Origin of the sequence: Jeotgalibacillus soli, assembly GCF_000829435.1 — a bacterium.
GTDB lineage: Bacteria > Bacillota > Bacilli > Bacillales > Jeotgalibacillaceae > Jeotgalibacillus > Jeotgalibacillus soli.
This window is the reverse complement of sequence record NZ_JXRP01000019.1, coordinates 328,863-355,097: the sequence shown is the minus strand read 5'-3', so window position 1 is coordinate 355,097 and position 26,235 is coordinate 328,863. Positions and strand designations below refer to the sequence as shown.

The window sequence follows — 26,235 nt, the reverse complement described above, 5'->3', positions numbered from 1 at the left end:
TGAATCTGTATTGTTGAAATTATTTTTACCTAATGAATACGTAAACAGTATTTTTGACATAACTCCGTCAAAACTAAAAGAACAAGGAATAAAGGCGATTATTACAGATCTCGATAATACATTAGTCGAGTGGGATCGCGCGAATGCTACTCCTCGTTTATTAGAATGGCTCGAATCAATGAAGAATCATGGTATACTGGTAACTATTGTGTCGAATAACAATCAGCTGCGTGTTGGGGCTTTTTCTGAACCAATTGAGATTCCATTTATCTATCATGCTAGAAAACCAATGGGACGAGCATTCAGAAAGGCCATTCGTGATATGAAGGTAAAAAAAGAAGAAACGGTGGTAATCGGGGATCAGCTTCTAACCGATGTTTTAGGTGGGAACCGCAATCGTCTTTATACAATTTTAGTGGTGCCTGTAGCACAAACAGACGGTTTCTTCACCCGAATTAACCGAAAAGTGGAGAGAAGAATTTTGAATTGGTTTAAACGGAAAAATATGATTCAGTGGGAGGATAAACCGTGAACGAGAAGGAAGTAACATGTATAGGCTGTGGTATTGCCATCCAGACAGAGAACAAGGAAGGTATCGGCTATGCACCGCCTTCGAGCCTTGAGAAAGAACAAGTAATTTGTCAGCGTTGTTTTCGTTTAAAGCATTATAATGAAGTTCAGGATGTTGCATTAACAGACGATGATTTCTTGAAAATCCTTAATGGACTTGGAAAAGTGGATGCGCTGATCGTTAAAATTGTGGATATTGTGGACTTTAATGGTAGTTTTTTACATGGACTGCATCGATTCGTCGGAAACAACCCGGTTCTTTTAATTGGTAATAAGAGTGACATTCTTCCTAAATCTCTTAACCCTAATAAGCTCATTAACTGGATGAAACAAGAGGCCAAGGAGCTTGGCTTGAAGCCAGTAGATGTATTGCTTAGCAGTGCAGAGAAGGGTCATCATATTCAAGAAGCACTGGCAGCGATTGAGCTGCATCGTAAAGGAAGAGATGTCTATATTGTCGGCTGTACCAATGTAGGAAAATCGACTTTTATTAATCGTATTATTAAAGAAGTTACGGGAGAAGGAGATGTTATTACAACTTCACATTTTCCAGGGACAACATTAGATATGATTGAGATTCCGCTTGATGATGGCCAGGCAATTATTGATACACCGGGTATTATTAATCGTGACCAAATGGCTCACGTTGTTAATAAAAAAGATTTAAAGTATGTGATGGCTAGAAAAGAAATGAAGCCAGTAATCTTCCAGTTAAATGAAGAGCAAACTCTTTTTGCTGGCGGTTTAGCTCGTTTTGACTACTTAAAAGGCGGCAGAAAATCCTTTACTTGTTATTTTTCTAATGACTTGGAAATTCATCGCACGAAGCTAGAAAAAGCGGATGACTTATATGAGCGTCATCTCGGTGATTTATTGTCTCCTCCGCGTATAGAGGATTTGGAGAGTTTTCCCGAGCTTGTCCGTCACGAATTTTCCATTAAAGATGAAAAAATGGATGTTGTATTTTCAGGTCTTGGTTGGATTACTGTAAACCAACCTGGTGTGAAAATAGCAGCATATGCACCAAAGGGTGTAAGCGTATTGGTGAGGAAATCCCTCATTTAAATTGCAGGAGGTGAGCCTGGTGAAATCATTATATGGCGTAATTGGTTATCCAATTGAGCATTCTAAATCACCGATGATGCATAATGCTTGGTTTCGAAATGAAAATTTTGAAGGCTATTATCATCCCTTTAAAATAGAAAAAAATCAGCTTGGGAATGCCATCAGAGGAATGAAAGCTTTACAAATGAAGGGTTGGAATGTAACGATTCCGTATAAAGAAGCCATTATACCGTTCCTTGATGAGGTAGACGCTGCAGCAGTTGCTATTGGTGCCGTTAACACTGTCGTCTATAAAAATGGGAAATGGGTAGGAACGAATACGGATGGTGATGGTTTTGTTGCTTCTTTATCGCTGAAAAGAACAAAAGAGCAGCTAAAAACATCATCGATCCTGCTGATAGGAGCTGGGGGAGCTGCAAAGGGGATTTACTACGCTCTTGTTAATGCCGGTGTCAATAACATTCATATAGCAAACCGTACCGTAGAAAGAGCGTCTTCTCTTATCAGTAAGATCGCTGCTGATGGAAACTTTAAAGGGATTTCCTTAGATTCCGCAACAGAACAGCTTACTCAATACGATATTATTATTAACACAACTTCAGTTGGGATGTATCCAGAAATCGACAGCGTTCCGATAGAAGTTACTAATATAAAAGCTGGAACACTGGCAGTAGATATTATTTACAATCCATTGGAAACGGCATTTTTAAAAGCAGCTAAGGAAAGAGGAGCCGAAACGCTAAACGGTGTAGGGATGTTTGTTTACCAGGGGGCTCTTGCCTTCGAACATTGGACAGGAATACGTCCTGATATAGAAAAGGCGATGACCATGATAGAATTAAATCAAGGAGGAACGACATGTTAACAGGTAAGCAAAAACGATTTTTACGATCAGAAGCACATCATCTTTCCCCAATTTTTCAAGTAGGAAAAGGTGGAGTGAATGATAATATGATCAAGCAGATTGCAGAAGCTTTAGAGGCAAGGGAGCTTTTAAAGATCAGCATTTTGCAAAATTGCGAAGATAATAAATTTGAGATTTCAGAAGAAATTGTAAAAGGAACACGTGCAGAGCTGGTTCAGTTGATTGGCAACATCATTGTTCTTTATAAAGAGTCACGTGAAAATAAAAAATTGGAATTACCAAAGGTGAAGTAATGCCCAAGAAAAAGGTAGGGATACTTGGAGGCACCTTTAACCCGCCTCACATTGGTCATTTAATTATGGCAAACGAAGTGTATCATGCCATGTCGCTTGATGAGGTTCGGTTTATGCCGAGCCAAATTCCTCCGCATAAAAAAATAGCAGGCGGCACAACAAGTGAACAGCGAATCCGTATGATTGAACTGTCAATCGCAGATGTTTCATATTTTAGTTTAGAGCAAATTGAATTTGAACGTTCTGGTCCATCCTATACATTTGATACAATGATGCTGTTAAAGCAGCGGGAACCGGATGTTGATTTTTATTTTATCATTGGTGGAGATATGATTGATTATCTGCCAAAGTGGTATCGGATTGAAGAGCTGATTCGCGAAATTAAATTTATTGGAATTCCTCGCTCAGGAGCAATGGGAGAGTCGCACTATTCAATTCACATGGTAAAGTCACCCATGGTTGATGTTTCTTCTACACTATTAAGGGAACGACTGAAACAAGGTAAAAATGTATCATTTTTACTGCCAGATGCCGTAAGTGATTTTATATCTAAGGAGGGCTTATATGAATCGTTATGAAGCATTAACGCTCGTTGAAGGCTTATTACCTGAAAAGAGATATAAACATACATTAGGTGTAGTTGAAACCGCGGTTGCTCTTGCTAAACGCTATGGAGCGAATGAAGAATATGCAGAAATGGCCGCTATTTTACATGATATGGCGAAATATCATAATCGAGATGAAATGAAACAGTTGATTCAAAGCGAGGGGATGGACCCTAGACTACTGCTGTTTCATCATGAGCTATGGCATGCTCCAGTAGGTGCGCATTTGGCAACCGTGCTGGCTGGTATTCATGAGAGGGAAATATTGGACGCAATTCGTTATCATACTACGGGGCGTGCGAATATGACCCTTGTGGAAAAAATCATTTATGTGGCTGATTATATAGAACCGGGAAGAAAGTTTTCTGGTGTGGAACGAGTCCGGGAGCTTGCTCATGAAGATCTTGAGAAAGCGCTTTGTCGAGCTGTTGCACAATCGATCGTTTTTTTAATTGAGAAAAAGCAGCGTATCTTTCCAGACACTCTTGAGTGTTACAATGATTTGATGCTGCAAAAGGAGAAAAGAAAATATGAATGAAGTTGAATTATTGAAATTGGCCTATAAGGCTGTGGATGATAAGCGTGCAGATGATATTATAGCGCTAAATATGAAGGGAGTCTCGTTGATTGCTGATTACTTTATCATTTGCCACGGGAACTCAGACAAACAGGTGCAGGCCATTGCAAGAGAAGTTAAGGACCGTGCAGAGGAACAAGGGCATGTGATCAAACGAATAGAAGGCTTTGATGAAGCACGCTGGGTATTAGTGGATCTTGGAGATGTAGTCGTACATGTTTTTCATAGAGAAGACCGCGACTATTATAAATTAGAAAAACTTTGGGGAGATGCACCTATTGAAGATGTGGCAAGCAGCATAAACGGATGAGCTATGGAAGATTTGCAGAAGTTTATGACCAGCTAATGAGCGATATGCCATACAATCAATGGATAAATTTTGTCCTTGATCAAGTCTCACTTTTTAATGTTAGTGGTAAGAGGCTGCTTGATATTGGTTGTGGAACTGGCGAATGTACCATTAAAATCGCTCAGGAAGGCTTTGAAGTAACAGGTATAGACCTCTCAGATGCGATGCTTTCTGTTGCAGCTGATAAAGCAGCTCGCCAAGGGGTGCCTATTCAATTGTTTCAGCAGGATATGGCAGAACTTGAAGGTTTTGAACCATTTGATGTGATCACCATTTTTTGTGATTCACTGAATTATTTGGAAGAGGTTGATCAAGTTAGAAGCACGTTCTCAAGAGTTTATGAACAACTGCTTCCAGGTGGTTTATTGCTATTTGATGTACACTCTCTCTATAAAATACATGAGATGTTTATTGACCAAACCTTCACGTTTGATAATGGAGATGTCGCTTATATTTGGAACTCTTTTCCTGGAGAAGAAGCTGACAGTGTGGAGCACGAACTCTCTTTTTTTGTACTTGAAAATGAAAAAAAGGATTTATACGCTCGATTTGATGAACTTCACAAACAGCGTACATTTTCTGTTGAACAATATACAAAATGGCTTCAGGATGCAGGATTTACAGTGGAAACTGTAACAGCAGACTTTTTGTCCTCACAATCACCAACCGAAACAAGTGAACGTATTTTCTTCACTTGCAGAAAACTTTAGAAAGATGGGCTTTTGCTCCATCTTTTTTTTATTTTAAGGAGGATTTTTAATGTTGATCGCGAATTATATTAATAAGCCCTTTCTGTACAATCTTCTATCGGAGGTGTCATGCGATTTTACATTGGCTTCAAGTCAATCAGCGAAAAATTTTATTAGGAAGTCCCCTGCTTATCCTCATCGTTTTTCTCCTATTTAATCCTTTTAAAAGCAATCCAGCAGATGTTCAATCTCCGCTGCTATTAAAGACTGAAATGCCTGCTGCACAAGTTGCCGAACCAATTCGAGTCGAACCCGAATCCATTAATGAACCTGTCAGTATCCATGTCGATATAAAAGGAAAGGTTCAAAACCCTGGTGTCTATGTCATGATGGGAGGTGACCGTATAATGGATTTGATCGAGCTTGCAGGAGGAATTTTGAGTGATGCTGAAATGAATTATGTGAACCTGGCCCAAAAACTGACGGATGAGATGGTTGTCTATATTCCGGGTATTGGGGAAGAGATTCCTGAGGCATTAACAGTAAATCAAGCGCCTGTAGCAGGAGAACGAGATGCTTCTAAAATCAACCTTAATTCTGCTGATCAAGCAATGCTTGAAACGATTCCAGGAATCGGTCCTGCAAAGGCTCAGGCGATTATTGATTATCGTGAGACAACTGGGGCGTTCCAGTCAATTGAAGACATAATGAGGATTTCAGGAATAGGAGAAAAGACGTTTGAAAAACTTAAGGATTCAATTGTCGTAAACTAGTAAAAATTCTTGAATTTTCAGAAGTGGTATGATTATTATTACAATAGAGGATTGCCAGAAAGGAGCGGGAATATGGAACGAATTTCCTGGGATCAATATTTTATGGCACAAAGCCATTTGCTTGCCTTACGCAGTACGTGTACACGATTAGCTGTAGGGGCTACAATCGTTAGAGAGAATCGAATTATGGCGGGGGGCTATAATGGTTCTATAGCCGGTGGGACACACTGTATTGATGAAGGCTGCTATGTAATCGATCATCATTGTGTAAGAACGATTCATGCTGAAATGAACGCTATTCTACAATGTGCAAAGTTTGGCGTGCCAACAAAAGGAGCGGAAATGTTTGTTACTCATTTTCCATGTTTGCCTTGCTCCAAAGCCATTATCCAGGCGGGTATTCAAAAGCTATATTACGCAGAGGACTATAAAAACAACGAATATGCATTCGAGCTGTTTCAAAAAGCGGGTGTATCTTTGGAACGAGTGCCATTTTACTCTCAGGCGCTTGAACACCTTATTACTCCAAACATAAAGGTTGAGCAAAAGTAATGAAGTGGCTTGTTCCAGCTGCTTTTGCAGCACTTCTGGGAGTGGTTGCGGCACTTTCCTTCGAGTGGGCCGCTTTATTGTTTCCTTTTTATTTCTATGCGTTATGGCGTCACAAGCCTTCGCCACATAAAACCTTCTTGTTCATAATCTGTTCCTTGTTATTTTTTTCGTATACTCGTTTCACGATCGTGCAGCAGGGAAGTAATTTAACAGGGAATGAACAACTGCTACTCCTCCGTATGCCTAACTCGTTCGATGTAGATGGCCGATCTGCCACAACGACCGCTCGTACCTATCAAAATGAAACGGTCTTCGTTCGAATCTCCATAACAGATGAGAAAATGCAGCAAGAACTACAAACAATTTCTCATACTCCGGAAACCTGTTACTGGAAAGGAACTCTAGAACGTCCATCCGTTGCCCGTAATCCCCATGCTTTTAACTACCAACATTTCCTCAACACTCAAAATATCCATTGGATCTATAATCTTGACAATTACGATGAACCTTCACGTTGTGAAACAACTGTCCTAACCTTCGTTGAACAACTTAAAACAATTCGTCATACTGGGATTCAGCATCTCCAAGAAACGTTTCCTGAGGATCTTCAGCCATTAGCACAAGCATTGATATTCGGTGATCGAAGCCTAATACATGATGATCTTTTAACAGCTTATCAAGAACTGGGAGTCGTTCATCTTTTGGCAATATCGGGCATGCATGTAGGCTTCTTAGTAGTGATGCTATGGTGGATCATGCTCAGATTTGGAATGACCAAGGAAAAAGTTAGGTGGGTGCTCCTATTTCTTTTACCTTTTTACGCGATGATGACTGGAGCCTCTCCTCCGGTTGTAAGAGCAGTCAGCAGTGTGATGGTTGTCCTCATAACACAAATGGTTTCATCAAAATTTACCCTTCTTCAAGCGCTATGCTCGACACTATTGATTCAATTACTGTGGAACCCTCTTATTGTTCTGAAACCAGGGTTTCAACTTTCCTATGTAGTAAGCGCATCCTTACTGTTTTCTACCTCCGTTATACTTTCAGCTAAACAAATTTGGCTGCTTTCTGTTTTAAAAGTAACAACAATCGCACAGCTTGCCGCATTTCCTGTTTTGTTATGGCATTTTCATGAAGTGTCCATTGCAGCCTTCGTAACGAATCTCCTCTTTATTCCTTTATTTACAATTATCCTTTTACCTGCTTTAGTAATCGGGTATCTTATGTCTTTTATGGTGCCTTTGTTGACATTCCAATTGTTAACTTTTTTAGAAAATATCGTACTTATGCTCAACAAACTGTCTTTGTGGCTATCTTCTTTTCCTTACACAACACTTGTCCTGGGCAAACCATCGTTGCTTTTCATTTTCGCCTATTTGATCGTCATTTTTGTCCTCTTTATAGCATGGGAGTCTGGATCCATAAAAAAACCGCTCCTTTCTCTTTTTTTGTTGCTCGCGCTGGATATTGGAATGGACCAGTTTAACCCATTTGGATCCGTTTTCTTCATTGATGTAGGACAAGGAGACGCTATTTTGATTGATTTACCTTGGGGAAGAGGCACTTATTTAATTGATACGGGAGGAGCTATAAGCTTTGGAGGAGAAGAATGGCAGGAAAAGCACAGCCCCTTTTCGGTGGGAGATGATGTCGTATGGCCAGTTTTAAGAAGCAGAGGAATTACTGTAATTGATAAGCTAATCTTGACCCATGGAGATTATGACCATGTTGGAGCAGTAAAGGATTTAATGGAACGAGTATTAATTAAGGAGGTTTGGATCACGCCCAATTCTCAGGATAAAGAGGTGATGGAAGAGCTACTGGTTGAATTTTTAGAAGCTGGAGTAGATGTAATTGAAATGATGGCTCCTTTTTCATGGCAAGTCCAAAATGCATCTTTCACACTTTTGCATCCGCACGATCGAGATTATGAAGGGAACAATGATTCACTTGTCATATGGGGAAACTTTGGCGGGCTTACGTGGTTGTTTACCGGTGACTTGGAAGAGCAAGGAGAAGAAGAAATCATGAAGAATTATACTATTCAGGCCGATGTGTTAAAGGTAGGGCATCACGGAAGTAATACATCAACCTCTGATCTATTTTTGCAAACGATTCAGCCGGCCTATGCAATTATTTCAGCCGGCCGTAATAATCGATACGGGCACCCGCATCCAGACGTCATTGAGCGACTAGAAATGGAGGGAGCGACCATCTTTGGAACGTATGATGATGGAGGAATTGAATACCGATATATCGGTAATCATGGAACATTTCGATTGACGATTCCATACGATAAAGAAGAGTAATGAAGACATAAAAAAGAGCCAGCAGCAGCGGGCCCTTTTAAGGGTTCATTAAGAACCAACGACATAAATAATTGTGCCAATAGCGAACATAGCCGCAAAAAAACCGAATGATACAACGAACGCAACTCCGGAGTCAATTAAATCGTTTCGCTTTGACTGAACATTTTTTTCAAATTCGTTCATAAGTACCCCTCCTATTTCCTTTTTAGTATAGAGGATGAAGATAAAAAAATCCATACTTAGAATACTTTTTTCCTCTCATGGAACGCGTTCTCACAAATAGTTCATGATTATAGGGTGATAATAGTGTATGAGACGTGTGCTCCGTTTTGTGCTCGGGTTCCTAGGCCGAGCACAAGACGTTCAAATACCCCCTCGACATGGGAAAAATACCTGTCTCGAGGGGTTTCCTTTTCTTTTACGCAATGATTGCGCCTGCACTTGTCAAATGGACGCAAGTTCCGTACCATTACGTATATAGACAAAAGAAATGGAGCGGATGATTGTTGATTGTAAAAGAATGGAGAGAAATTGAAAAAAAGCAGTTTGCTCCAGTATACCTAGTATTTGGTGATGAACCATTTTTAATTAAAGAAACACAACAGATTTTATTAAAACATGCAATTAAAGAGGAAGAAATGGACTTTAATTTTTCTTCCCACGACTTAGAGGATGGATCGCTGGAAATGGCCATGGAGGATGCAGAGACTTTTCCTTTTATGGGTGATAGAAGAATTGTTTTTATACATAATCCTGGCTTTTTGACCGCTGAGAAAAAAAAAGAAAAGACAGAACAAGATCTCTCTTCGCTTGAAGCCTATTTATTCTCGCCAGCACCCTATACGATATTAGTGATCATTGCACCGTATGAAAAATTGGATGAACGAAAAAAAATAACAAAACTTCTAAAGAAACAAGCAAAGGTGCTCGAGGCAAAAAAACTAAATGAGCAAGATATAACCTCATGGATTCGTCAGCGTGTATCAAGCGCGGGTGTACAAATTGATGATGATGCGATAGCGAAATTAGTTGAGCTCTCAGGAACCAATCTTTTTATGCTTGCGAGTGAAATAGACAAGCTTGCGCTGTATGCGTATGATTCGCAAAGAATTTCCCAATCGATGGTTGAGGGTTTAACATCTCGATCTGTAGAGCAAAACGTATTTGATTTACTTGACCGAGCTGTTCATCAAAAAGTGGATGAAGCGCTTCGTCTCTATTATGACCTATTGAGGCAAAATGAAGAGCCATTAAAAATTTTAGCGTTGTTAGCAGGACAATTTCGTTTAATTTATCAAGTTAAGCAGCTCTCAAGTAAAGGGCATGGTCAGCAGCAGATCGCATCACAATTAAAAGTTCATCCATTTCGTGTAAAGCTTGCGGCAAAGCATGCTCAAGCTTTTTCAGCAAAACAGCTGGCTACCATCATGATGGACCTGGCTGATGCTGACCTCGAAATGAAATCCTCTGGATTTAAGAAAGAAATGTCGATTGAATTATTTTTAACACGATTGCCGCAGAGAATAAATTAAACGTGAAATGTAAAAAAAGATCCCATCAAATGTGGGATCTTTTTTTGCAAATTATGCGTTAGCTTTTTTCGTCAAGTTAGCTTTCTTGCGATCAGCGTTGTTTTTATGGATCAAGCCTTTTTGAGCAGCTTTGTCCAATTGTTTCACAGCACTTGAAAGAAGTTCAGCTTTGTTTTCTGCGTTTGTTTCAACAGCTGTTTCGAAACGTTTAACAGCTGTACGCATAGCAGATTTCTGCTGAATATTCTTAGCTTTAGCGGCTTCACTTGTCTTAACGCGCTTAATAGCAGATTTAATATTTGGCATTCATGTCACCTCCCAAAATGGATCGAGGTTTTATATGACTCGATTTTACATTTCATTACCCGAGCAACGGGAACTAGTTGAACCAATTGGATAACCAGTTAAAAACATAGCTTATTTTTTACATAAGAACAAGGGATATTTTATCAAACAGCATGGCAGATTGCAATAGTCACCATGCAAAAAGAAATTTTAGAACAGAAGATAGGGAAGAGAAAGCCTTATTACAAAATAAAAAGGGTAAAGAGAATCTTGCTTTTCAAAAATCATGTCTTCCTCCCTGCATGATAATGCTTCAATACGTGAACCCTATAGTGAAAATGATGGAAAGGTGGATGGAAGTATGTGGTCCTTACGAACAGATCTAGCGATTGAAGCACATGAAGCAGCTATAGCGGAGCGAGCGGTCGAAGAAAACTCCCAAGCAATTAATGGTGTAGAGATGATAGAAGAAAATATAGAGGGGATTTTGCTCAATAAAGTCACAGTGTCAAAGGAGGGAGAGGCTGCGATCGGGAAAAAAGAAGGGCATTATTGGACCTTATCTGTTCCGCAGCTTCGTACTCAGCATGAAAAATGGCAAGAAACGGTGTCCTCTGTATTGGAAGCTGCGCTAAAGGAATTTTTTCCTTTACTAAACATTCAGCCGGATTGGCATATCTTAATCGTTGGATTGGGGAATTGGCAAGTAACACCGGATTCACTTGGCCCTCTTGTTTGTGAAAATGTATTTGTTACAAATCATTTATTTCAGCACGAACCGCATGCAGTAGAAAACGGCTATCGCAAAGTATCGGCAATTGTTCCAGGCGTTATGGGTCTTACTGGGTTGGAGACGAGTGATATTGTGCATGGAGTAGTAGAAAAAGCCAAACCGGATGCTGTTATTGTGATCGATGCTCTTGCTGCCAGAGCAATCGAACGAATTCACGCGACCATTCAGCTTTCGTCTACTGGGATTCAGCCGGGTGCAGGTGTGGGGAATAAAAGGAAAGAGCTTAGTCAAGAAACGTTGGGGATACCCGTGTTGTCAATTGGTATTCCAACCGTTGTGGATGCGGTTACGATTACCTATGATACGCTGGATTATTTGCTTAAAACGATGGGACGAAGTAAGAAGGAGATTGATAAACCGTCAAATTCTTTATTAACCCGTGCACTTCCTGCTTCTCGCCGATTAAAGGAAGAAGACAAGCCATCTGAAAATGAACGCAAGCTCTATCTTGGGTTTGTTGGAGGGCTGAATGAAGAGGAAAAAAGGCAATTGCTGGAAGAAGTACTTTCACCCCTCGGTCAGAACCTGATCGTGACACCTAAAGATACGGATTTATTTATGGAACAAGCAGCAAATGTATTAGCGATGGCCATCAATAGTGCGCTTCATTCGGCTCTTTCAGAAGGAAAAGGAAATACAGTTACACATTAACATCTGTCTTTTTTATTGGTTATTTTATACATCATGGTTGATTTTGGCACGATGTTGATTAGAGCAGTAAGCGAGCGCCTGAAGCGGAAATCAACAGGCAAGTTTAACAGAGCCTTCTTTTTAAGAGAACGGGTTCTTTAATGCTTCTCCTTGCATAGCATTGAAGTAAGTCTGCGATGCGAGGTGAGAAAGAACGATGAAACGATCTAAATTTATTGTAATTGAACCTGTTTGGTCAAAAACACTTTATTCTATTATTCGAACCACACTGCTGCTCTTGTCGTTACTGCTCACAGCTATATGGATGCCACAAACGATAAACTGGATGAAAGAACATGCGTTTTTATGGCCAAGTGAGATCCCTGAATGGTGGAAAACGGCTTTTTTAGAAATGGAGAGCTCCTCTATTATCTATCAGGATCCTTCGATTGCAAGTCAAATGGCGATGCTTTGGCGAGATAATATATCAAATCCTTCTACTTGGTTAACAATGGAAGGAGTTTTTTTTAGTCCATCTATTGTGGCTTATGCACAATCTGGTCATCAGGCTACCTTCCCGGCTCCGTCCGAATCTGTTCCGCCGACCGAATGGTTCCTAACAGGAGAGGAAGAGGAAGCGCTTGATCCTGAAACTGAGCTGCAGGAAGCCACTGCTGCTTCGAACGTATTGCCAAATCGAGTGTTGGTCTACTTTACTCATTCCCGTGAATCCTTTCTTCCTTATTTACCTGAAACGAAGGATCCCAATAAGGCACATAACTCAAAAGTGAACATTACACAGATGGGTCCTTTTTTGAAAAATGAATTGGAGAAAAGAGGAATAGGTGTAGTAGTAGATGATACAGATGTGATGGCAAAGTTAAAGGAGCAAGGTCTTGACTACTGGGCGGCTTATGATGAATCCAGAAAAATCGTTCAGACAGTAATGGGAAATATACCTGAGGTTAGGTATTTTGTTGATGTTCACAGAGACGCTGTGCGAAGAGATGTGACAACATTAAAGCATGATGGTGAGGATTACGCAAAGGTTGCTTTTGTAGTAGGAGGAGAGCATGCTCAATATGAGCAAAACCAGGCTCTTGCTAATCGGATCCATCAAATGCTCAATGAAAAGATTCCGAATCTATCGAGAGGTGTTTTTATAAAAAAAGGTGCAGGAACGAATGGGAAATATAATCAGGATTTAACCTCAAAATCTCTATTAATTGAATTAGGCGGTGTTGACAATACGTTTGAAGAGCTCCAGCGAACTGCTGAAATATTTGCAGATATTCTCGCTGCCATCGTACTTGAAGCAGAAGCAGTGAGCCAGCCGTAGTGATCTAACCTGCATTGAAACGTTCACATGAACCTGTTATACTATAAGCTAGCAGAATTGTGTCGAAAAAACAGGAGTGGAACGTGAATGAATCGAGAGCAACGAATCAATAGACAGAAACATATACGGAATTTTTCTATTATTGCCCATATTGATCACGGGAAATCAACTTTAGCAGACCGTATATTAGAAAAAACAAATGCGTTAAGTGCGCGTGAAATGAAAGCTCAATTACTGGATTCGATGGATCTTGAAAGAGAGCGTGGAATAACAATCAAACTGAATGCGGTTCAGCTTAAATACTTAGCGAACGATGGTGAAGAATATATCTTTCACTTAATTGATACACCAGGACATGTCGATTTTACCTATGAGGTATCAAGAAGTCTTGCCGCATGCGAGGGGGCAATTCTCGTCGTTGATGCTGCTCAGGGGATTGAGGCGCAAACGCTAGCCAATGTTTATTTGGCTCTTGATAATGACCTTGAAATATTACCAGTAATTAATAAAATAGACTTGCCGGCAGCAGATCCAGAGCGAGTACGTCAGGAAGTCGAGGATGTTATTGGACTAGATGCTTCAGAAGCGGTCCTGGCATCTGCAAAGGCAGGAATCGGAATACAAGAGATACTTGAGCAAATTGTAGAAAAAGTGCCAGCACCAACTGGAGATCCAGAAGCTCCATTAAAAGCGTTGATTTTTGACTCGCTTTACGATCCTTACCGCGGCGTGGTTGCTTATATTCGGATCATGGATGGGACGGTAAAGCTTGGTGATAAAATCCGTATGGTCGCAACAGGGAAAGAGTTTGAAGTGAATGAAATTGGTGTGTTTACACCAAAGTCAACGCCAAGAGAAGAACTGACAGTCGGAGATGTAGGTTATTTAACAGCTGCGATTAAAAACGTAGGTGATACACGTGTGGGTGATACGATTACAAGTGCAGTAAACCCTACAGACGATCCTCTTCCTGGATACCGAAAGCTAAATCCAATGGTTTATTGCGGTCTTTACCCAATTGATACTGCAAAATACAATGATCTTAGAGATGCATTAGAAAAACTGGAACTAAACGATTCTTCACTTCAATTTGAGCCGGAAACCTCTCAAGCATTAGGCTTTGGCTTCCGATGCGGTTTCCTTGGACTTCTGCACATGGAAATTATCCAGGAACGTATTGAACGTGAATTTAAAATCGATCTTATTACAACAGCTCCGAGTGTAATCTACGATGTTCATTTAGAAAATGGAGAATCTCTGAAGATTGATAACCCATCTTTAATGCCTGATGCACAAAAAGTAAATCGTGTAGAAGAACCTTTTGTAAAGGCGACGATCATGGTGCCAAATGATTACGTTGGTGCTGTTATGGAGCTTTCCCAAGCAAAACGTGGTAATTTTATTGATATGCAATACATGGATGATAGCCGTGTCAATGTAGTGTATGAGATTCCTTTAGCTGAAATTGTTTATGACTTTTTCGATCAATTAAAATCAAGCACGAAAGGGTATGCCTCTTTCGACTATGAATTAATTGGCTATAAGGAATCCAAGCTTGTAAAGATGGAGATCTTACTCAATAATGAAAAAGTTGATGCGCTTAGCTTTATTGTACACCGCGACTTTGCTTACGACCGCGGTAAAATCATTGTAGAAAAACTGAAAGAATTAATTCCAAGACAGCAATTCGAGGTGCCGATTCAAGCGGCAATCGGACAAAAAATCGTGGCTCGTTCAACGATAAAAGCAATGCGTAAAAACGTTCTTGCGAAATGCTATGGTGGAGATATTTCCCGTAAGCGTAAGCTGCTTGACAAGCAAAAAGAAGGTAAAAAGCGCATGAAGCAGGTTGGATCTGTCGAAGTCCCACAAGAAGCGTTCATGGTCCTTCTGAAAATGGACGAATCAGATAAATAAAACGCCACTTTGATCAAGGAGAATTTTTCCTAATCCGGGTGAAAGGGGAGAGAGCTTTTCATAACATTGCGCTCATCCCCTTTTTGCATGAAAAAAAGAAGGTGTTAAAAATGACAACAGCAGCCTATATTCATATTCCTTTCTGTCACCACATTTGTCATTATTGTGATTTTAATAAGGTTTTTTTAAAAAATCAGCCAGTGGATCAATATATTGAACAGCTTGCGCAGGAAATGAAGATGCGCGTCAGCAAATCAGATCAGCCGTTCACCAGCATCTTTGTAGGAGGAGGAACGCCAACAGCTCTCAGTGCCGCACAGCTGGAGCAATTGTGCGTGTCGATTAAGGAAACACTTTCTTTTAATGAGGAGATCGAATATACCTTTGAGGCCAATCCTGGTGATTTATCAATGGATAAGATCAAGATATTAAAAGACCACGGTGTTAATCGATTAAGCTTTGGTGTTCAATCCTTTAATGACGAACTGTTAGAGAAAATCGGGCGCAACCATCGTGCAATAGATGTCAAGCGCTCAATTGAGGATGCACAAATAGCCGGATTTACTAATATCAGCATTGATTTGATCTATTCATTACCCACTCAAACCTTGAAGGATTTTGAACATACAATTGATCATGCTTTGGCACTCGATCTGCCGCATTATTCCGGTTATTCACTCATTGTAGAACCAAAGACTGTATTCTATAATTTGCTTAGGAAAGGAAAACTGCCTCTTCCGGGTGAGGATATAGAAGCGAGCATGTACGAGCTTTTAATGGAGAAGATGGAGGCTCATGGACGTAAACAATACGAAATTAGTAATTTTGCAAGGCCTGGCTATGAGAGTAAACATAATCTTGTTTATTGGGATAATGATGAATATTATGGTTTTGGTGGAGGAGCTCACGGTTACGTTAATGGCATACGATATTCAAATATTGGTCCAGTTAAAAAATATATGGATTCTATTTATGCCGGCCAGCTGCCAACGATGCACGAGCATCCCGTCACTAAAAATGAAAAGATGGAAGAAGAAATGTTCCTCGGGTTACGCAAAATTGAGGGCGTATCACTCTCAAGGTTCAAGGAACGTTTTGATCTGTCGGTGCAAGATCTCTTTGGGGAATCAATAGCAGAAATGACGTCCAAGGGATGGCTTGAAACGAAGGACGATCGCATGCGTTTAACGAAACAGGGACGTTATTTAGGAAATGAAGTGTTTCAATCATTTATCGGGGTAATCTAACTAATTGACAGCAATTCGCTGATTTGATAAGTTATTACTAGAATTAGCACTCGTTCAAATAGAGTGCTAACAGAGGTGATGAAGGTTGTTAAGCGATAGACAATTGCTAATACTGCAGGTTATCATTGACGACTTTATCCGTTCTGCTCAGCCTGTCGGATCGAGAAGTCTGTCAAAAAAAGATGGAATACAGTACAGCTCGGCCACCATCCGTAACGAAATGTCGGATCTTGAAGAAATGGGTTTTTTAGAAAAGACCCACACTTCATCAGGCCGGGTTCCATCCGAGAAAGGGTATCGATTTTATGTTGACCACTTACTTTCTCCACAAAAATTACAGCAGCAAGATATTTCCTTGATCCACTCAATCTTTGCTGACAGAATTTATGAAATGGAAAGAATTGTGCAACGCTCTGCAAAGATCTTATCAGAATTAACAAATTATACATCCATTATATTAGGTCCAAATTCACAGCAAAACAGAGTGAAAAAACTTCAAGTGGTTCCTCTGCATGATGACACGGCTATTGCCATTATTGTCACAGATACAGGCCATGTTGAAAATAGAAGGTTTTCTCTGCCTAAAGGAACTAACGCCGATGAACTTGAAAAAATGGTGCGTCTCCTAAACGATCAGCTTGTTGGAGTACCGTTAATGGACCTTCAGGATCATATTTATAAAGAGATCGCCATTTTGCTGCGTCGTCATATCGCCAATTATGACTTAATGCTGCAGGCATTTGCTGAAATCATGAATATTCCCGTGTATGACAAGCTGTTTTTTGGCGGGAAGATGAACATGATGAACCAGCCTGAATTTAGTGATATTGACAAGCTTCGGCTTCTAATGGACATGATTGAAACAGAAGAGAGTTTATATCCTTTAATTCGTCCGGCTCAAGGAGTAGGCATTCAAGTGAAAATTGGAAAAGAAAATGATAATATTGCAATGGAAAATTGCAGTCTGATAACAGCTACTTTTCCGATTGCGGGTGGACAAAAAGGATCTCTTGCTATTCTTGGTCCCACACGAATGGAATATTCACGTGTCATCAGCTTGCTTAATGTATTAAGCATGGATTTATCGAAGGCACTTTCCAGCCTTTATTTTCAATCAAAAGACGAATCCTAACAAGCAAACGAAAGTCAGAAATCGTTTGTTTTGATTTCAGACTTTTTGGCCGAATAAATATAGGTTTGTCTCTAAGAAAATGGGGAAAATAACGTGTGGCAATTAGACATGCAGGAGCGTACATCATTTCAAGGAGGTGAAACGAATGTCAGAGAAACAAACGTCTCAGGAGCCAATCGAAGATTTGAAAGCAGAACAGGAGCAGCCGGTAGCAGAGGCTGCAGAAACTGAAGAGGCTGTAGAAGTTTCTTCTGAAAACTGGGAAGCAAAGTATGAAGAAGCTGAAAACCGTTATCTTCGTCTTCGTGCTGATTTTGACAATTATCGTCGCCGAATTCAAAAGGAAGAGGAGGCGAAGGTTAAATATCGTGCTCAATCATTGATCACCGATATCCTTCCTGCACTTGACAATTTTGAACGTGCGCTGAATATAGAAGTATCAGACGAACAAACCCAATCCTTGCTTAAAGGAATGCAAATGATACACTCAAGCTTGCTTGAAGCATTAAAAGGAGAAGGGCTGGAAATAATCGAAGCTGTTGGAAAAACGTTCGATCCGCACCTTCATCAGGCAGTGATGCAAGTGTCTGAAGATGGTGTCGAGCCAAATACGGTTGTAGAGGAATTCCAAAAGGGATATCGATTGAAAGATCGAGTAATTCGCCCTTCAATGGTAAAAGTTAACGAATAAACGTTACATATTTGTATAGGAGGTATTGGAACATGAGTAAGATTATCGGAATTGATTTAGGTACTACGAACTCTTGTGTTGCTGTTCTTGAAGGCGGCGAAGCAAAAGTTATTGCTAATCCAGAAGGAAATCGTACATCTCCATCTGTTGTTGCATTTAAAAATGGAGAAAAACAAGTAGGTGAGGTTGCGAAGCGTCAATCGATCACGAACCCTAACACGATCATGTCGATTAAAAGACATATGGGAACTGGCTATAAAGTTGAAGTAGAAGGCAAAGAATACTCACCTCAAGAAATTTCAGCTATGGTTTTGCAATATATGAAATCATATGCAGAAGCATATTTAGGAGAAGAAGTAACGAAAGCAGTTATCACTGTTCCAGCTTACTTCAATGATGCAGAGCGTCAAGCGACTAAAGATGCTGGTAAAATTGCAGGACTTGAAGTAGAGAGAATCATTAATGAGCCTACAGCGGCTGCATTGGCATACGGCCTTGACAAGATGGACCAAGACCAAACAATTCTTGTCTATGACCTTGGTGGCGGTACATTCGATGTATCGATCCTTGAACTAGGCGACGGTGTATTCGAAGTGCGTTCTACTGCTGGTGACAATCGCCTTGGCGGGGACGACTTTGACCAAATGGTTATTGACTACCTAGTGGCAGAATTCAAAAAAGAAAACGGCATTGATCTTTCAAAAGATAAAATGGCGCTTCAACGCTTAAAAGATGCTGCTGAGAAAGCAAAAAAAGACTTGTCTGGTGTAACATCAACACAGATTTCTCTTCCTTTTATTACAGCGGGAGATGCTGGTCCTCTGCATTTAGAAATTACGCTGACTCGTGCTAAATTTGATGAGCTTTCAGCTAACCTTGTTGAGCGTACAATGGGACCAACTCGTCAAGCAATTAAAGATGCTGGGATGACTGCTTCTGAAATTGACAAAGTAATTCTCGTTGGTGGTTCTACTCGAATTCCGGCTGTTCAAGAAGCAATTCGCAAAGAAGTAGGAAAAGAACCTTCTAAAGGTGTTAACCCGGATGAAGTGGTAGCAATGGGTGCTGCCATTCAAGGGGGCGTTTTAACAGGAGATGTTAAAGATGTTGTTCTTCTTGACGTAACTTCGTTATCTCTTGGGATTGAAACAATGGGCGGCGTTGCTACAAAACTAATTGAGCGCAACACGACGATCCCTACATCCAAGTCACAAGTGTTCTCTACCGCTGCAGATAACCAAAATGCAGTTGATATTCATGTGCTTCAAGGAGAACGTCCAATGGCAGCTGACAATAAAACACTAGGCCGCTTCCAACTTGGAGAAATTCCTCCTGCACCACGTGGTATACCACAAATTGAAGTAACATTTGACATTGATAAAAATGGTATTGTGAACGTTAGCGCAAAAGACCTTGGTACAAATAAAGAACAACGTATTACTATTCAATCAGCATCAAGTCTTTCAGATGAAGAAATTGAACGTATGGTAAAAGAAGCAGAAGAAAATGCTGAAGCGGACAAAGCACGTAAAGAAGAAGCAGAACTTCGCAATGAAGCAGATCAGCTTGTTTTTTCTACTGATAAAACATTAAAAGACCTTGAAGGTAAAGTAGAAGAAGAAGAAAAGAAAAAAGCAGAAGATGCTCGTGACGAGTTAAAAACTGCCATCGAGAAAAATGATCTTGAAGAAATGAAGACGAAGAAAGATGCACTTCAAGAAATTGTTCAAGCATTAACAGTGAAGCTTTATGAGCAAGCTGCCCAACAGGCACAGTCTGAGCAACAAGCAGAAGGTGCTGAAGGCAAAGAAAAAGACGATGTTATTGATGCAGAATTTGAAGAAGTAGAAGATGACAAGAAATAAAGGAACTAAATTACTCGCTATCGAGTGACCTGTTCAAGAAAAAGTCAAAGTCACGGTTTCGTATGGCTTTGGCTTTTTCTATGTCAGATGAGTGATAATTCTCATTCGTCATTGCGCACACATTGCGTTCAATGTTAAAATAACCTTCATGTAAAAGGATTCGGGAGTGTGTAGAATGAGTAAAAGAGATTACTATGAAGTTCTTGGCTTATCAGAGGGAGCTTCAAAGGAAGAGATTAAAAAGGCGTATCGCCGTCTTTCAAAGAAGTATCATCCAGACATCAACAAAGCAGAGGATGCTGCAGATAAATTTAAAGAACTTAAAGAAGCATATGAAGTGCTGAGTGATGACCAAAAACGTGCTCATTATGATCAGTTTGGTCATACAAATCCAAATCAAGGCTTTGGTGGCGGAGGAGGAGCTGGTTTTGATGGCTTCGGCGGCTTCGAAGATATTTTCAGTTCTTTCTTTGGTGGCGGAGGGCGACGTCGAGACCCGAATGCTCCTAGACAAGGAAATGATCTGCAATATACCATGACCATTACTTTTAATGAAGCTGTATTTGGTAAGGAGACAGATATTGAGATCCCGCGTGAAGAAACCTGTGATACATGTGCTGGCAGCGGAGCAAAACCAGGAACCAAACCTGAAACTTGTCACCACTGTAAAGGTGCCGGGCAGCTTAATGTCGAACAGCAGACACCGTTTGGTCGTATCGTTAACCGCCGAGTTTGTCACTATTGCGAAGGTACAGGTAAGCTGATTAAAGAAAAATGCGGTACTTGCGGCGGCGCGGGTAAAGTGAAAAAACGTAAAAAGATCCACGTAAACATTCCAGCAGGTGTAGATGATGGACAGCAAATGCGTGTAAGTGGCCAGGGGGAACCAGGTATAAACGGTGGACCTGCTGGAGATTTATATATCGCCTTTAGAGTACGTGCTCATGAGATTTTTGAACGCAGTGGAGACGACATTCACTTAGACATGCCAATTACCTTTGTTCAGGCTGCACTTGGTGATGAACTGGAAGTGCCAACTATTTACGGCAAAGTTAAGTTGAAATTGCCAGCTGGTACACAGTCAGGAGCATCGTTCCGTTTAAAAGGAAAAGGCGTGAGAAATGTTCAAGGTTATGGTACAGGAGACCAGCATATTAAGGTTAGGGTTGTAACACCAAAAAAATTAACCGATGCACAAAAAAAATTGCTGCGTGAATTTGCCGATCTTAGTGGTACAGTCCCGGATGAGCAGGACGAAGGTTTCTTTGAAAAGTTTAAACGTGCATTTAAGGGTGAGTAAAGGGAATGGAGTTGGTTAAATGAAATGGTCCGAGATTAGTATTCATACAACAAACGAGGCGGTAGAGCCAATCTCGAATATTTTGCATGAAGCGGGGGCCAGTGGTGTTGTCATTGAAGATCCACAAGAGCTCACAAAAGAGAGAGTGGATAAATTCGGTGAAATTTACCAACTCGATCCCGGTGACTACCCTGAAACAGGTGTTATTGTCAAGGCTTATATTACAGTAAACAGTTTTTTAGCTGAAACAATCGACGGTATTAAACAAGCAGTTACAAACCTTGCAACCTTTGATATTGATATTGGTGCAAATAAAGTAGAGATAAGTGAAGTAGACGAAGAAGAATGGGCCACAGCATGGAAAAAATATTACACTCCAGTGAAAATCTCTGAGAAGTTTACAATTGTACCAACATGGGAAGAATACACACCGGTATCAAGTGATGAATTGATTATTGAGCTTGACCCAGGAATGGCATTTGGAACGGGTACTCATCCAACGACTGTTATGTGTATTCAGGCGCTGGAGCGAACGGTACGTGAGGGAGACCAAGTGATCGATGTAGGTACTGGATCTGGAGTCTTAAGTATTGCAGCTGCTTTGTTGAAAGCCTCCCATGTTCGTGCGCTTGATTTAGATGATGTGGCAGTTAAGGCTGCACGTGAAAATGTAGAGCTTAATCAGGTAAGTAATCGAGTTGATGTGAAACAGGGCAATCTTCTTCATGAACAAACCGAGCAGGCTGATATTATCGTTGCTAATATATTGGCTGAAGTGATTATGCTGTTTACCGAAGATGCATTCAACCTTGTAAAGTCTGGTGGTACGTTTATTACTTCGGGAATTATCCAGCAGAAAAAGCAGCTTGTTAAAGAAGGTTTGACTCATGCCGGCTTTATCATTGAAGAGGTCATCACAATGGAAGACTGGGTGGCAATCATTGCGAAGAAGCCATTTTTAAAAGAGATGGGAGAATAAAGATTGTATGCAGCGCTATTTTGTCAACCATGCACCAGATGACCAAGGAAGATTCAGCATCCTTGGAGAAGATGTTCACCACATTCAACGAGTGATGCGTATGAAGCAGGGAGAAACGCTTTATGCAGTTTTTCCTGATGAGACAAGTGTGATCGCTATAATTGAAGAGCTGACAGATGATGCTGTAAGTTGTGCAATTAAATCAGTCGAAGAAAAGTCTACAGAGCTTCCGTTGAGAATTACGATCGCACATGGATTGCCAAAATCAGATAAACTAGAATTGGTCATCCAAAAAGCGACTGAATTAGGAGCTCATTCATTCATGCCATTTATTGCAGAGCGATCGATTGTGAAATGGGATACAAAAAAAGGTGATAAAAAGGTCGATCGATGGAATAAAATCGCAAAAGAAGCGGCAGAACAATCTCATCGTCATCGCCAGCCTAATGTTTTCACGCCTCAATCCTTTAAAGAGCTTCTTGAGAAAGTAAAGACTTTTGACTTTGTCGTAGTAGCGTATGAAGAAGAGGCTAAAATAGGAGAAAAATCTCTTTTTGCTAAAACACTCAATACGGCCATGGATCATCAATCGATGTTAATTATTATTGGTCCTGAAGGCGGACTAACAGCTGATGAAGTAACTCGCCTTGAAGAAAAGGGTGCGGTTAAATGTGCGTTTGGGCCCAGGATATTAAGAACAGAGACAGCACCGCTTTATGCGCTTGCTGCAATCTCGTATCATTTTGAATTAATGAGGTGAATTAAATGGCAACTGTCGCTTTTCATACCCTTGGTTGTAAAGTTAACCATTATGAAACGGAAGCCATCTGGCAACTTTTTAAAAATAAAGGCTATGAGCGTGCGGAATATGAACATGTTTCTGATGTATATGTCATTAATACATGTACAGTTACCAATACAGGAGACAAAAAAAGCCGTCAGGTCATTCGTCGTGCCATTCGAAAAAATCCCAATGCAGTCATTGCCGTAACGGGCTGCTATGCTCAAACCTCTCCTGCAGAGATTATGGCAATCCCTGGAGTGGATATTGTAGTAGGAACTCAGGATCGAATGAAAATGCTTGATTACATTGATCAATATAAAACAGATAGACAGCCGATTAATGGTGTAACCAATATTATGAAGGCTCGTGTTTACGAGGAACTTGATGTCCCAGCATTTACAGATAGAACAAGAGCTTCTCTTAAAATTCAAGAAGGCTGCAATAATTTTTGCACATTTTGCATTATCCCTTGGGCAAGAGGACTTATGCGTTCCCGTGATCCGAAAGAGGTTATTCAACAGGCACAACAGCTGGTTGATGCGGGGTATAAGGAAATTGTGTTAACAGGAATTCACACAGGTGGATATGGAGAAGATATGAAGGACTATAACCTTGCCATGCTCTTAAAGGATTTAGAAGAGCAGGTAAAAGGGTTAAAGAGAATTCGTATATCCTCAATTGAAGCAAGTCAATTGACAGATGAAGTGATCGATGTAATTGATCGCTCTAGTATGGTTGTTCGTCATCTGCACATTCCATTACAGTCTGGTTCAAATACTGTTTTAAAGCGTATGAGACGTAAATATACAATGGAATTTTTTGCTGAAAGACTGGAAAAGCTTAAAAAGGCACTTCCAGGTCTTGCGGTAACATCAGACGTAATTGTTGGTTTCCCTGGAGAAACGGAAGAAGAATTTATGGAAACCTATCAATTTATAAAAGATCAAAAATTCTCCGAGCTTCATGTGTTCCCTTATTCAAAACGAACAGGAACACCAGCTGCAAGAATGGACGATCAGGTTGATGAGAATGTTAAAAATGAACGCGTACATCGACTAATTGCTCTGTCAGACCAGCTTGCTAAGGAATATGCTTCTTCATTTGAAGGTGAAGTATTAGATGTGATTCCTGAAGAGCTTCATAAAGATGATCCAACGGGCCGTTTGTATGAAGGCTATACAGATAATTATTTAAAAGTTGTATTTCCTGCAACTGAAGAAATGATTGGTAAGATTGTAAAAGTTAAAATAACGAAAGCTGGCTATCCATATAACGAAGGGGAATTCGTTCGCGTAATGGAAGCTGCAGAAGCTTCAGGCTATTAATCAATAATCAGTTTAGCCATCTTTGATGTTCGTGCCATAAGAATGATCAAAAGGGTCCGATATAGAATCGGATCTTTTTGGTCAACATATTGATCTTCAACTCGTTATTTATTCTGTCACATGGTATGATAGGTACGTACAACTTATTCAAAGGAGAATGGATATGACTTCTATCGCAAAGATGATTGACCATACATTACTAAAACCAGAAGCAACACAAGAGCAGATTGCACTATTGTGCAATGAGGCTCGTGAATACCATTTTATGTCGGTATGCGTAAATCCTTCATGGGTTCGTTTTTCCAGTGAACAGCTTGCAGGATCTGACGTAAAGGTTTGCACGGTAATTGGCTTTCCTTTAGGAGCATCCGCTACAGAAACGAAAGCTTTTGAAGCAAAGAAAGCGATCGAAGATGGTGCAACTGAAGTTGATATGGTGATCAACATTGGTGCACTTAAAAGTGGCAAATTCGAAGCTGTACAGCAGGATATCCAAGCTGTTGTTGCTGCAGCGAAAGGAAAAGCGCTTACTAAAGTAATTATTGAAGCATCCCTGCTTACTGAAGAGGAAAAAGTGCGTGCGTGTGAGCTAGCTGTTGCTGCAGGTGCAGATTTTGTTAAAACATCAACTGGGTTCTCAACAGGAGGCGCTACGGTTGAAGACATTCGTCTTATGAGAAAAACAGTAGGTCCAGACATCGGTGTAAAAGCATCTGGCGGCGTACGTTCGACTGATGATGCAAACAGCATGATCGAAGCAGGTGCTTCTCGAATTGGTGCAAGCTCGGGTGTTCAAATTCTGCAGGGATTAGTTTCAGAAAACGATTATTAATTAATCCTTCTTAAATGTGGTTGACCGAAAACGGACGTTATATTATACTAGATAAGTACATGGGTCATCCATGAATGCCAGTAAGTATCCCTATCTTACTGCATGCAATGAAGGATAACTGCTTGTTATTCTCTTTGCTTGAACTTGTAAGTGTAGTGTGTTCGGAGGGAGGGAAAGAGAGATGTCGAAAACGGTTATTCGTAAAAACGAATCGATTGAAGATGCTCTTCGCCGCTTCAAAAAGACTACATCAAAGGCTGGAACTTTACAAGAGTTCAGAAAACGCGAATTCTATGAAAAGCCAAGCGTGAAGCGTAAGAAAAAGTCTGAAGCAGCAAGAAAGCGTAAGTTCTAATTTGGAATAGAGGGTGCCTGAATTGAGTCTTCTTGAGCGTCTTAATCAAGACATGAAAATAGCGATGAAAAACAAAGAGAAAGATAAACTTTCTGTCATTCGTATGGTCAAAGCATCCTTGCAAAATGAGGCAATTAAGCTCGGTAAGCAAGATCTTGCTGAAGATGAAGCACTGACTGTTCTTTCACGTGAACTTAAGCAGAGGAAAGACTCTTTCCAAGAATTCAAAAAAGCTGGTCGTGATGACTTAGCTGATAAGCTTGTATCCGAGATTGCGCTAATTGAAACCTATATGCCTCGTCAGTTGACAGATGAGGAACTATCTCAAATTGTTGCTGAAACGATTGAGGAAGTTCAAGCATCAACTAAGGCTGATATGGGTAAGGTAATGAATGCGGTCATGCCGAAAGTAAAAGGCAAAGCGGATGGTGGACGAGTGAATGCACTTGTTCAGCAGCAATTATCATAAAATAGCTGATCACATACATTTGTTTTCAGTCAATTAATAAACAAGCCGTGATGGGTTGCCTATCACGGCTTGATTACTGATTGATGTTAAGGCACAATGTAGAGGGATCAGCT

General features: G+C 40.4%; 28 protein-coding genes. 26 read left to right on the top strand and 2 right to left on the bottom strand.

The window, feature by feature from the left end; all coding sequences use genetic code 11:
• Positions 1-10 precede the first annotated feature (10 nt).
• The 11 genes from KP78_RS15995 to KP78_RS15945 all read left to right on the top strand — a co-directional run bounded on the left by KP78_RS15995 (position 11) and on the right by KP78_RS15945 (position 8,647).
• A complete protein-coding gene (locus KP78_RS15995) occupies positions 11-532 on the top strand; it encodes a YqeG family HAD IIIA-type phosphatase (protein ID WP_041090340.1) in 522 nt (173 codons plus the stop codon).
• A complete protein-coding gene (gene yqeH, locus KP78_RS15990) occupies positions 529-1,635 on the top strand; it encodes a ribosome biogenesis GTPase YqeH (RefSeq protein ID WP_041090338.1) in 1,107 nt (368 codons plus the stop codon). Before KP78_RS15995 ends, yqeH begins: the two co-directional genes overlap by 4 nt.
• 19 nt (positions 1,636-1,654) lie before the next feature.
• Positions 1,655-2,500 (top strand): shikimate dehydrogenase, encoded by an 846-nt coding sequence (gene aroE / locus KP78_RS15985; RefSeq protein WP_041090337.1) that lies wholly within the window; start codon positions 1,655-1,657, stop codon positions 2,498-2,500.
• Positions 2,494-2,793, top strand: coding sequence for a ribosome assembly RNA-binding protein YhbY (gene yhbY / locus KP78_RS15980; protein WP_041090336.1), 300 nt, complete (start codon positions 2,494-2,496; stop codon positions 2,791-2,793). The genes aroE and yhbY overlap by 7 nt, the downstream gene beginning before the upstream one ends.
• Complete coding sequence (locus tag KP78_RS15975) at positions 2,793-3,371, top strand: nicotinate-nucleotide adenylyltransferase (RefSeq protein WP_041090335.1); 579 nt, start codon at positions 2,793-2,795, stop codon at positions 3,369-3,371. Before yhbY ends, KP78_RS15975 begins: the two co-directional genes overlap by 1 nt.
• Positions 3,358-3,936: a bis(5'-nucleosyl)-tetraphosphatase (symmetrical) YqeK gene (gene yqeK / locus KP78_RS15970; protein WP_041090334.1), complete on the top strand. Its 579-nt coding sequence runs from the start codon at positions 3,358-3,360 to the stop codon at positions 3,934-3,936. Before KP78_RS15975 ends, yqeK begins: the two co-directional genes overlap by 14 nt.
• On the top strand, positions 3,929-4,285 hold the full coding sequence (gene rsfS / locus KP78_RS15965; RefSeq protein ID WP_041090333.1) for a ribosome silencing factor: 357 nt from the start codon (positions 3,929-3,931) through the stop codon (positions 4,283-4,285). Before yqeK ends, rsfS begins: the two co-directional genes overlap by 8 nt.
• Positions 4,282-5,034 carry a class I SAM-dependent DNA methyltransferase gene (locus tag KP78_RS15960; protein ID WP_041090331.1) on the top strand — a complete coding sequence of 251 codons (753 nt, stop codon included), beginning with the start codon at positions 4,282-4,284 and terminating at the stop codon, positions 5,032-5,034. The genes rsfS and KP78_RS15960 overlap by 4 nt, the downstream gene beginning before the upstream one ends.
• A gap of 251 nt (positions 5,035-5,285) precedes the next feature.
• Positions 5,286-5,786 (top strand): helix-hairpin-helix domain-containing protein, encoded by a 501-nt coding sequence (locus KP78_RS15955; RefSeq protein WP_052474882.1) that lies wholly within the window; start codon positions 5,286-5,288, stop codon positions 5,784-5,786.
• 72 nt (positions 5,787-5,858) lie between these two features.
• Positions 5,859-6,338, top strand: coding sequence for a ComE operon protein 2 (locus KP78_RS15950; protein WP_052474881.1), 480 nt, complete (start codon positions 5,859-5,861; stop codon positions 6,336-6,338).
• A complete protein-coding gene (locus KP78_RS15945) occupies positions 6,338-8,647 on the top strand; it encodes a DNA internalization-related competence protein ComEC/Rec2 (protein WP_052474880.1) in 2,310 nt (769 codons plus the stop codon). Before KP78_RS15950 ends, KP78_RS15945 begins: the two co-directional genes overlap by 1 nt.
• A 48-nt stretch (positions 8,648-8,695) precedes the next feature.
• Here the strand turns inward: KP78_RS15945 and KP78_RS19425 are convergent, their stop codons facing one another.
• On the bottom strand, positions 8,696-8,830 hold the full coding sequence (locus KP78_RS19425) for a YqzM family protein (protein WP_041090329.1): 135 nt from the start codon (positions 8,828-8,830) through the stop codon (positions 8,696-8,698).
• A 323-nt stretch (positions 8,831-9,153) separates the two neighbouring features.
• Here KP78_RS19425 and holA point away from each other — a divergent pair, with 323 nt between their 5' ends.
• The gene (holA, locus tag KP78_RS15935; RefSeq protein WP_041090328.1) at positions 9,154-10,179 is read left to right on the top strand and encodes a DNA polymerase III subunit delta; all 1,026 of its coding nucleotides are present in this window, start codon (positions 9,154-9,156) and stop codon (positions 10,177-10,179) included.
• A gap of 51 nt (positions 10,180-10,230) precedes the next feature.
• On the opposite strand, the gene rpsT is transcribed toward holA, so the two are convergent.
• Positions 10,231-10,485 (bottom strand): 30S ribosomal protein S20, encoded by a 255-nt coding sequence (gene rpsT / locus KP78_RS15930; protein WP_041090327.1) that lies wholly within the window; start codon positions 10,483-10,485, stop codon positions 10,231-10,233.
• A gap of 340 nt (positions 10,486-10,825) precedes the next feature.
• Between rpsT and gpr the strand changes: the two genes are divergently transcribed.
• From gpr to KP78_RS15855, 14 genes are all read left to right on the top strand, one after another.
• Entirely contained in the window at positions 10,826-11,908 is a 1,083-nt protein-coding gene (gpr, locus tag KP78_RS15920; RefSeq protein ID WP_041090325.1) for a GPR endopeptidase, read from the top strand.
• A 196-nt stretch (positions 11,909-12,104) separates the two neighbouring features.
• Positions 12,105-13,226, top strand: a complete 1,122-nt coding sequence (locus tag KP78_RS18770; RefSeq protein WP_052474879.1) for a stage II sporulation protein P — start codon at positions 12,105-12,107, stop codon at positions 13,224-13,226.
• Positions 13,227-13,313: 87 nt separating this feature from the next.
• A complete protein-coding gene (lepA, locus tag KP78_RS15910; protein ID WP_041090324.1) occupies positions 13,314-15,143 on the top strand; it encodes a translation elongation factor 4 in 1,830 nt (609 codons plus the stop codon).
• A 110-nt stretch (positions 15,144-15,253) separates the two neighbouring features.
• A complete protein-coding gene (hemW, locus tag KP78_RS15905; protein ID WP_041090641.1) occupies positions 15,254-16,390 on the top strand; it encodes a radical SAM family heme chaperone HemW in 1,137 nt (378 codons plus the stop codon).
• Positions 16,391-16,475: 85 nt separating this feature from the next.
• Complete coding sequence (gene hrcA, locus KP78_RS15900; protein ID WP_041090323.1) at positions 16,476-17,522, top strand: heat-inducible transcriptional repressor HrcA; 1,047 nt, start codon at positions 16,476-16,478, stop codon at positions 17,520-17,522.
• A 145-nt stretch (positions 17,523-17,667) separates the two neighbouring features.
• Positions 17,668-18,213, top strand: a complete 546-nt coding sequence (gene grpE / locus KP78_RS15895; protein ID WP_041090322.1) for a nucleotide exchange factor GrpE — start codon at positions 17,668-17,670, stop codon at positions 18,211-18,213.
• Positions 18,214-18,245: 32 nt separating this feature from the next.
• Positions 18,246-20,078, top strand: coding sequence for a molecular chaperone DnaK (gene dnaK / locus KP78_RS15890; protein ID WP_041090321.1), 1,833 nt, complete (start codon positions 18,246-18,248; stop codon positions 20,076-20,078).
• A gap of 175 nt (positions 20,079-20,253) precedes the next feature.
• Positions 20,254-21,378: a molecular chaperone DnaJ gene (dnaJ, locus tag KP78_RS15885; RefSeq protein WP_041090320.1), complete on the top strand. Its 1,125-nt coding sequence runs from the start codon at positions 20,254-20,256 to the stop codon at positions 21,376-21,378.
• A 19-nt stretch (positions 21,379-21,397) separates the two neighbouring features.
• Entirely contained in the window at positions 21,398-22,357 is a 960-nt protein-coding gene (gene prmA, locus KP78_RS15880) for a 50S ribosomal protein L11 methyltransferase (protein ID WP_041090319.1), read from the top strand.
• 7 nt (positions 22,358-22,364) lie between these two features.
• A complete protein-coding gene (locus KP78_RS15875; protein WP_041090318.1) occupies positions 22,365-23,117 on the top strand; it encodes a 16S rRNA (uracil(1498)-N(3))-methyltransferase in 753 nt (250 codons plus the stop codon).
• A gap of 5 nt (positions 23,118-23,122) precedes the next feature.
• Positions 23,123-24,466 carry a tRNA (N(6)-L-threonylcarbamoyladenosine(37)-C(2))-methylthiotransferase MtaB gene (gene mtaB, locus KP78_RS15870; RefSeq protein WP_041090317.1) on the top strand — a complete coding sequence of 448 codons (1,344 nt, stop codon included), beginning with the start codon at positions 23,123-23,125 and terminating at the stop codon, positions 24,464-24,466.
• A 163-nt stretch (positions 24,467-24,629) separates the two neighbouring features.
• The gene (deoC, locus tag KP78_RS15865; RefSeq protein WP_041090316.1) at positions 24,630-25,298 is read left to right on the top strand and encodes a deoxyribose-phosphate aldolase; all 669 of its coding nucleotides are present in this window, start codon (positions 24,630-24,632) and stop codon (positions 25,296-25,298) included.
• A gap of 181 nt (positions 25,299-25,479) precedes the next feature.
• On the top strand, positions 25,480-25,653 hold the full coding sequence (gene rpsU, locus KP78_RS15860; protein WP_041090315.1) for a 30S ribosomal protein S21: 174 nt from the start codon (positions 25,480-25,482) through the stop codon (positions 25,651-25,653).
• Positions 25,654-25,675: 22 nt separating this feature from the next.
• Entirely contained in the window at positions 25,676-26,122 is a 447-nt protein-coding gene (locus tag KP78_RS15855) for a GatB/YqeY domain-containing protein (RefSeq protein WP_041090314.1), read from the top strand.
• Positions 26,123-26,235 lie beyond the last annotated feature (113 nt).

Bases quoted from the DNA above. Each gene is read 5' to 3' on its own strand.
- lepA (WP_041090324.1), top strand. From the start codon at position 13,314: ATGAATCGAGAGCAACGAATCAATAGACAGAAACATATACGGAATTTT.
- KP78_RS15950 (WP_052474881.1), top strand. From the start codon at position 5,859: ATGGAACGAATTTCCTGGGATCAATATTTTATGGCACAAAGCCATTTG.
- dnaJ (WP_041090320.1), top strand. From the start codon at position 20,254: ATGAGTAAAAGAGATTACTATGAAGTTCTTGGCTTATCAGAGGGAGCT.
- KP78_RS18770 (WP_052474879.1), top strand. From the start codon at position 12,105: ATGAAACGATCTAAATTTATTGTAATTGAACCTGTTTGGTCAAAAACA.
- yhbY (WP_041090336.1), top strand. From the start codon at position 2,494: ATGTTAACAGGTAAGCAAAAACGATTTTTACGATCAGAAGCACATCAT.
- KP78_RS15945 (WP_052474880.1), top strand. From the start codon at position 6,338: ATGAAGTGGCTTGTTCCAGCTGCTTTTGCAGCACTTCTGGGAGTGGTT.
- rsfS (WP_041090333.1), top strand. From the start codon at position 3,929: ATGAATGAAGTTGAATTATTGAAATTGGCCTATAAGGCTGTGGATGAT.
- KP78_RS15975 (WP_041090335.1), top strand. From the start codon at position 2,793: ATGCCCAAGAAAAAGGTAGGGATACTTGGAGGCACCTTTAACCCGCCT.
- rpsT (WP_041090327.1), bottom strand. From the start codon at position 10,485: ATGCCAAATATTAAATCTGCTATTAAGCGCGTTAAGACAAGTGAAGCC.
- prmA (WP_041090319.1), top strand. From the start codon at position 21,398: ATGAAATGGTCCGAGATTAGTATTCATACAACAAACGAGGCGGTAGAG.
- rpsU (WP_041090315.1), top strand. From the start codon at position 25,480: ATGTCGAAAACGGTTATTCGTAAAAACGAATCGATTGAAGATGCTCTT.
- KP78_RS15960 (WP_041090331.1), top strand. From the start codon at position 4,282: ATGAGCTATGGAAGATTTGCAGAAGTTTATGACCAGCTAATGAGCGAT.
- grpE (WP_041090322.1), top strand. From the start codon at position 17,668: ATGTCAGAGAAACAAACGTCTCAGGAGCCAATCGAAGATTTGAAAGCA.
- KP78_RS19425 (WP_041090329.1), bottom strand. From the start codon at position 8,830: ATGAACGAATTTGAAAAAAATGTTCAGTCAAAGCGAAACGATTTAATT.
- yqeK (WP_041090334.1), top strand. From the start codon at position 3,358: ATGAATCGTTATGAAGCATTAACGCTCGTTGAAGGCTTATTACCTGAA.
- mtaB (WP_041090317.1), top strand. From the start codon at position 23,123: ATGGCAACTGTCGCTTTTCATACCCTTGGTTGTAAAGTTAACCATTAT.
- KP78_RS15875 (WP_041090318.1), top strand. From the start codon at position 22,365: ATGCAGCGCTATTTTGTCAACCATGCACCAGATGACCAAGGAAGATTC.
- KP78_RS15955 (WP_052474882.1), top strand. From the start codon at position 5,286: ATGCCTGCTGCACAAGTTGCCGAACCAATTCGAGTCGAACCCGAATCC.
- deoC (WP_041090316.1), top strand. From the start codon at position 24,630: ATGACTTCTATCGCAAAGATGATTGACCATACATTACTAAAACCAGAA.
- hemW (WP_041090641.1), top strand. From the start codon at position 15,254: ATGACAACAGCAGCCTATATTCATATTCCTTTCTGTCACCACATTTGT.
- gpr (WP_041090325.1), top strand. From the start codon at position 10,826: ATGTGGTCCTTACGAACAGATCTAGCGATTGAAGCACATGAAGCAGCT.
- dnaK (WP_041090321.1), top strand. From the start codon at position 18,246: ATGAGTAAGATTATCGGAATTGATTTAGGTACTACGAACTCTTGTGTT.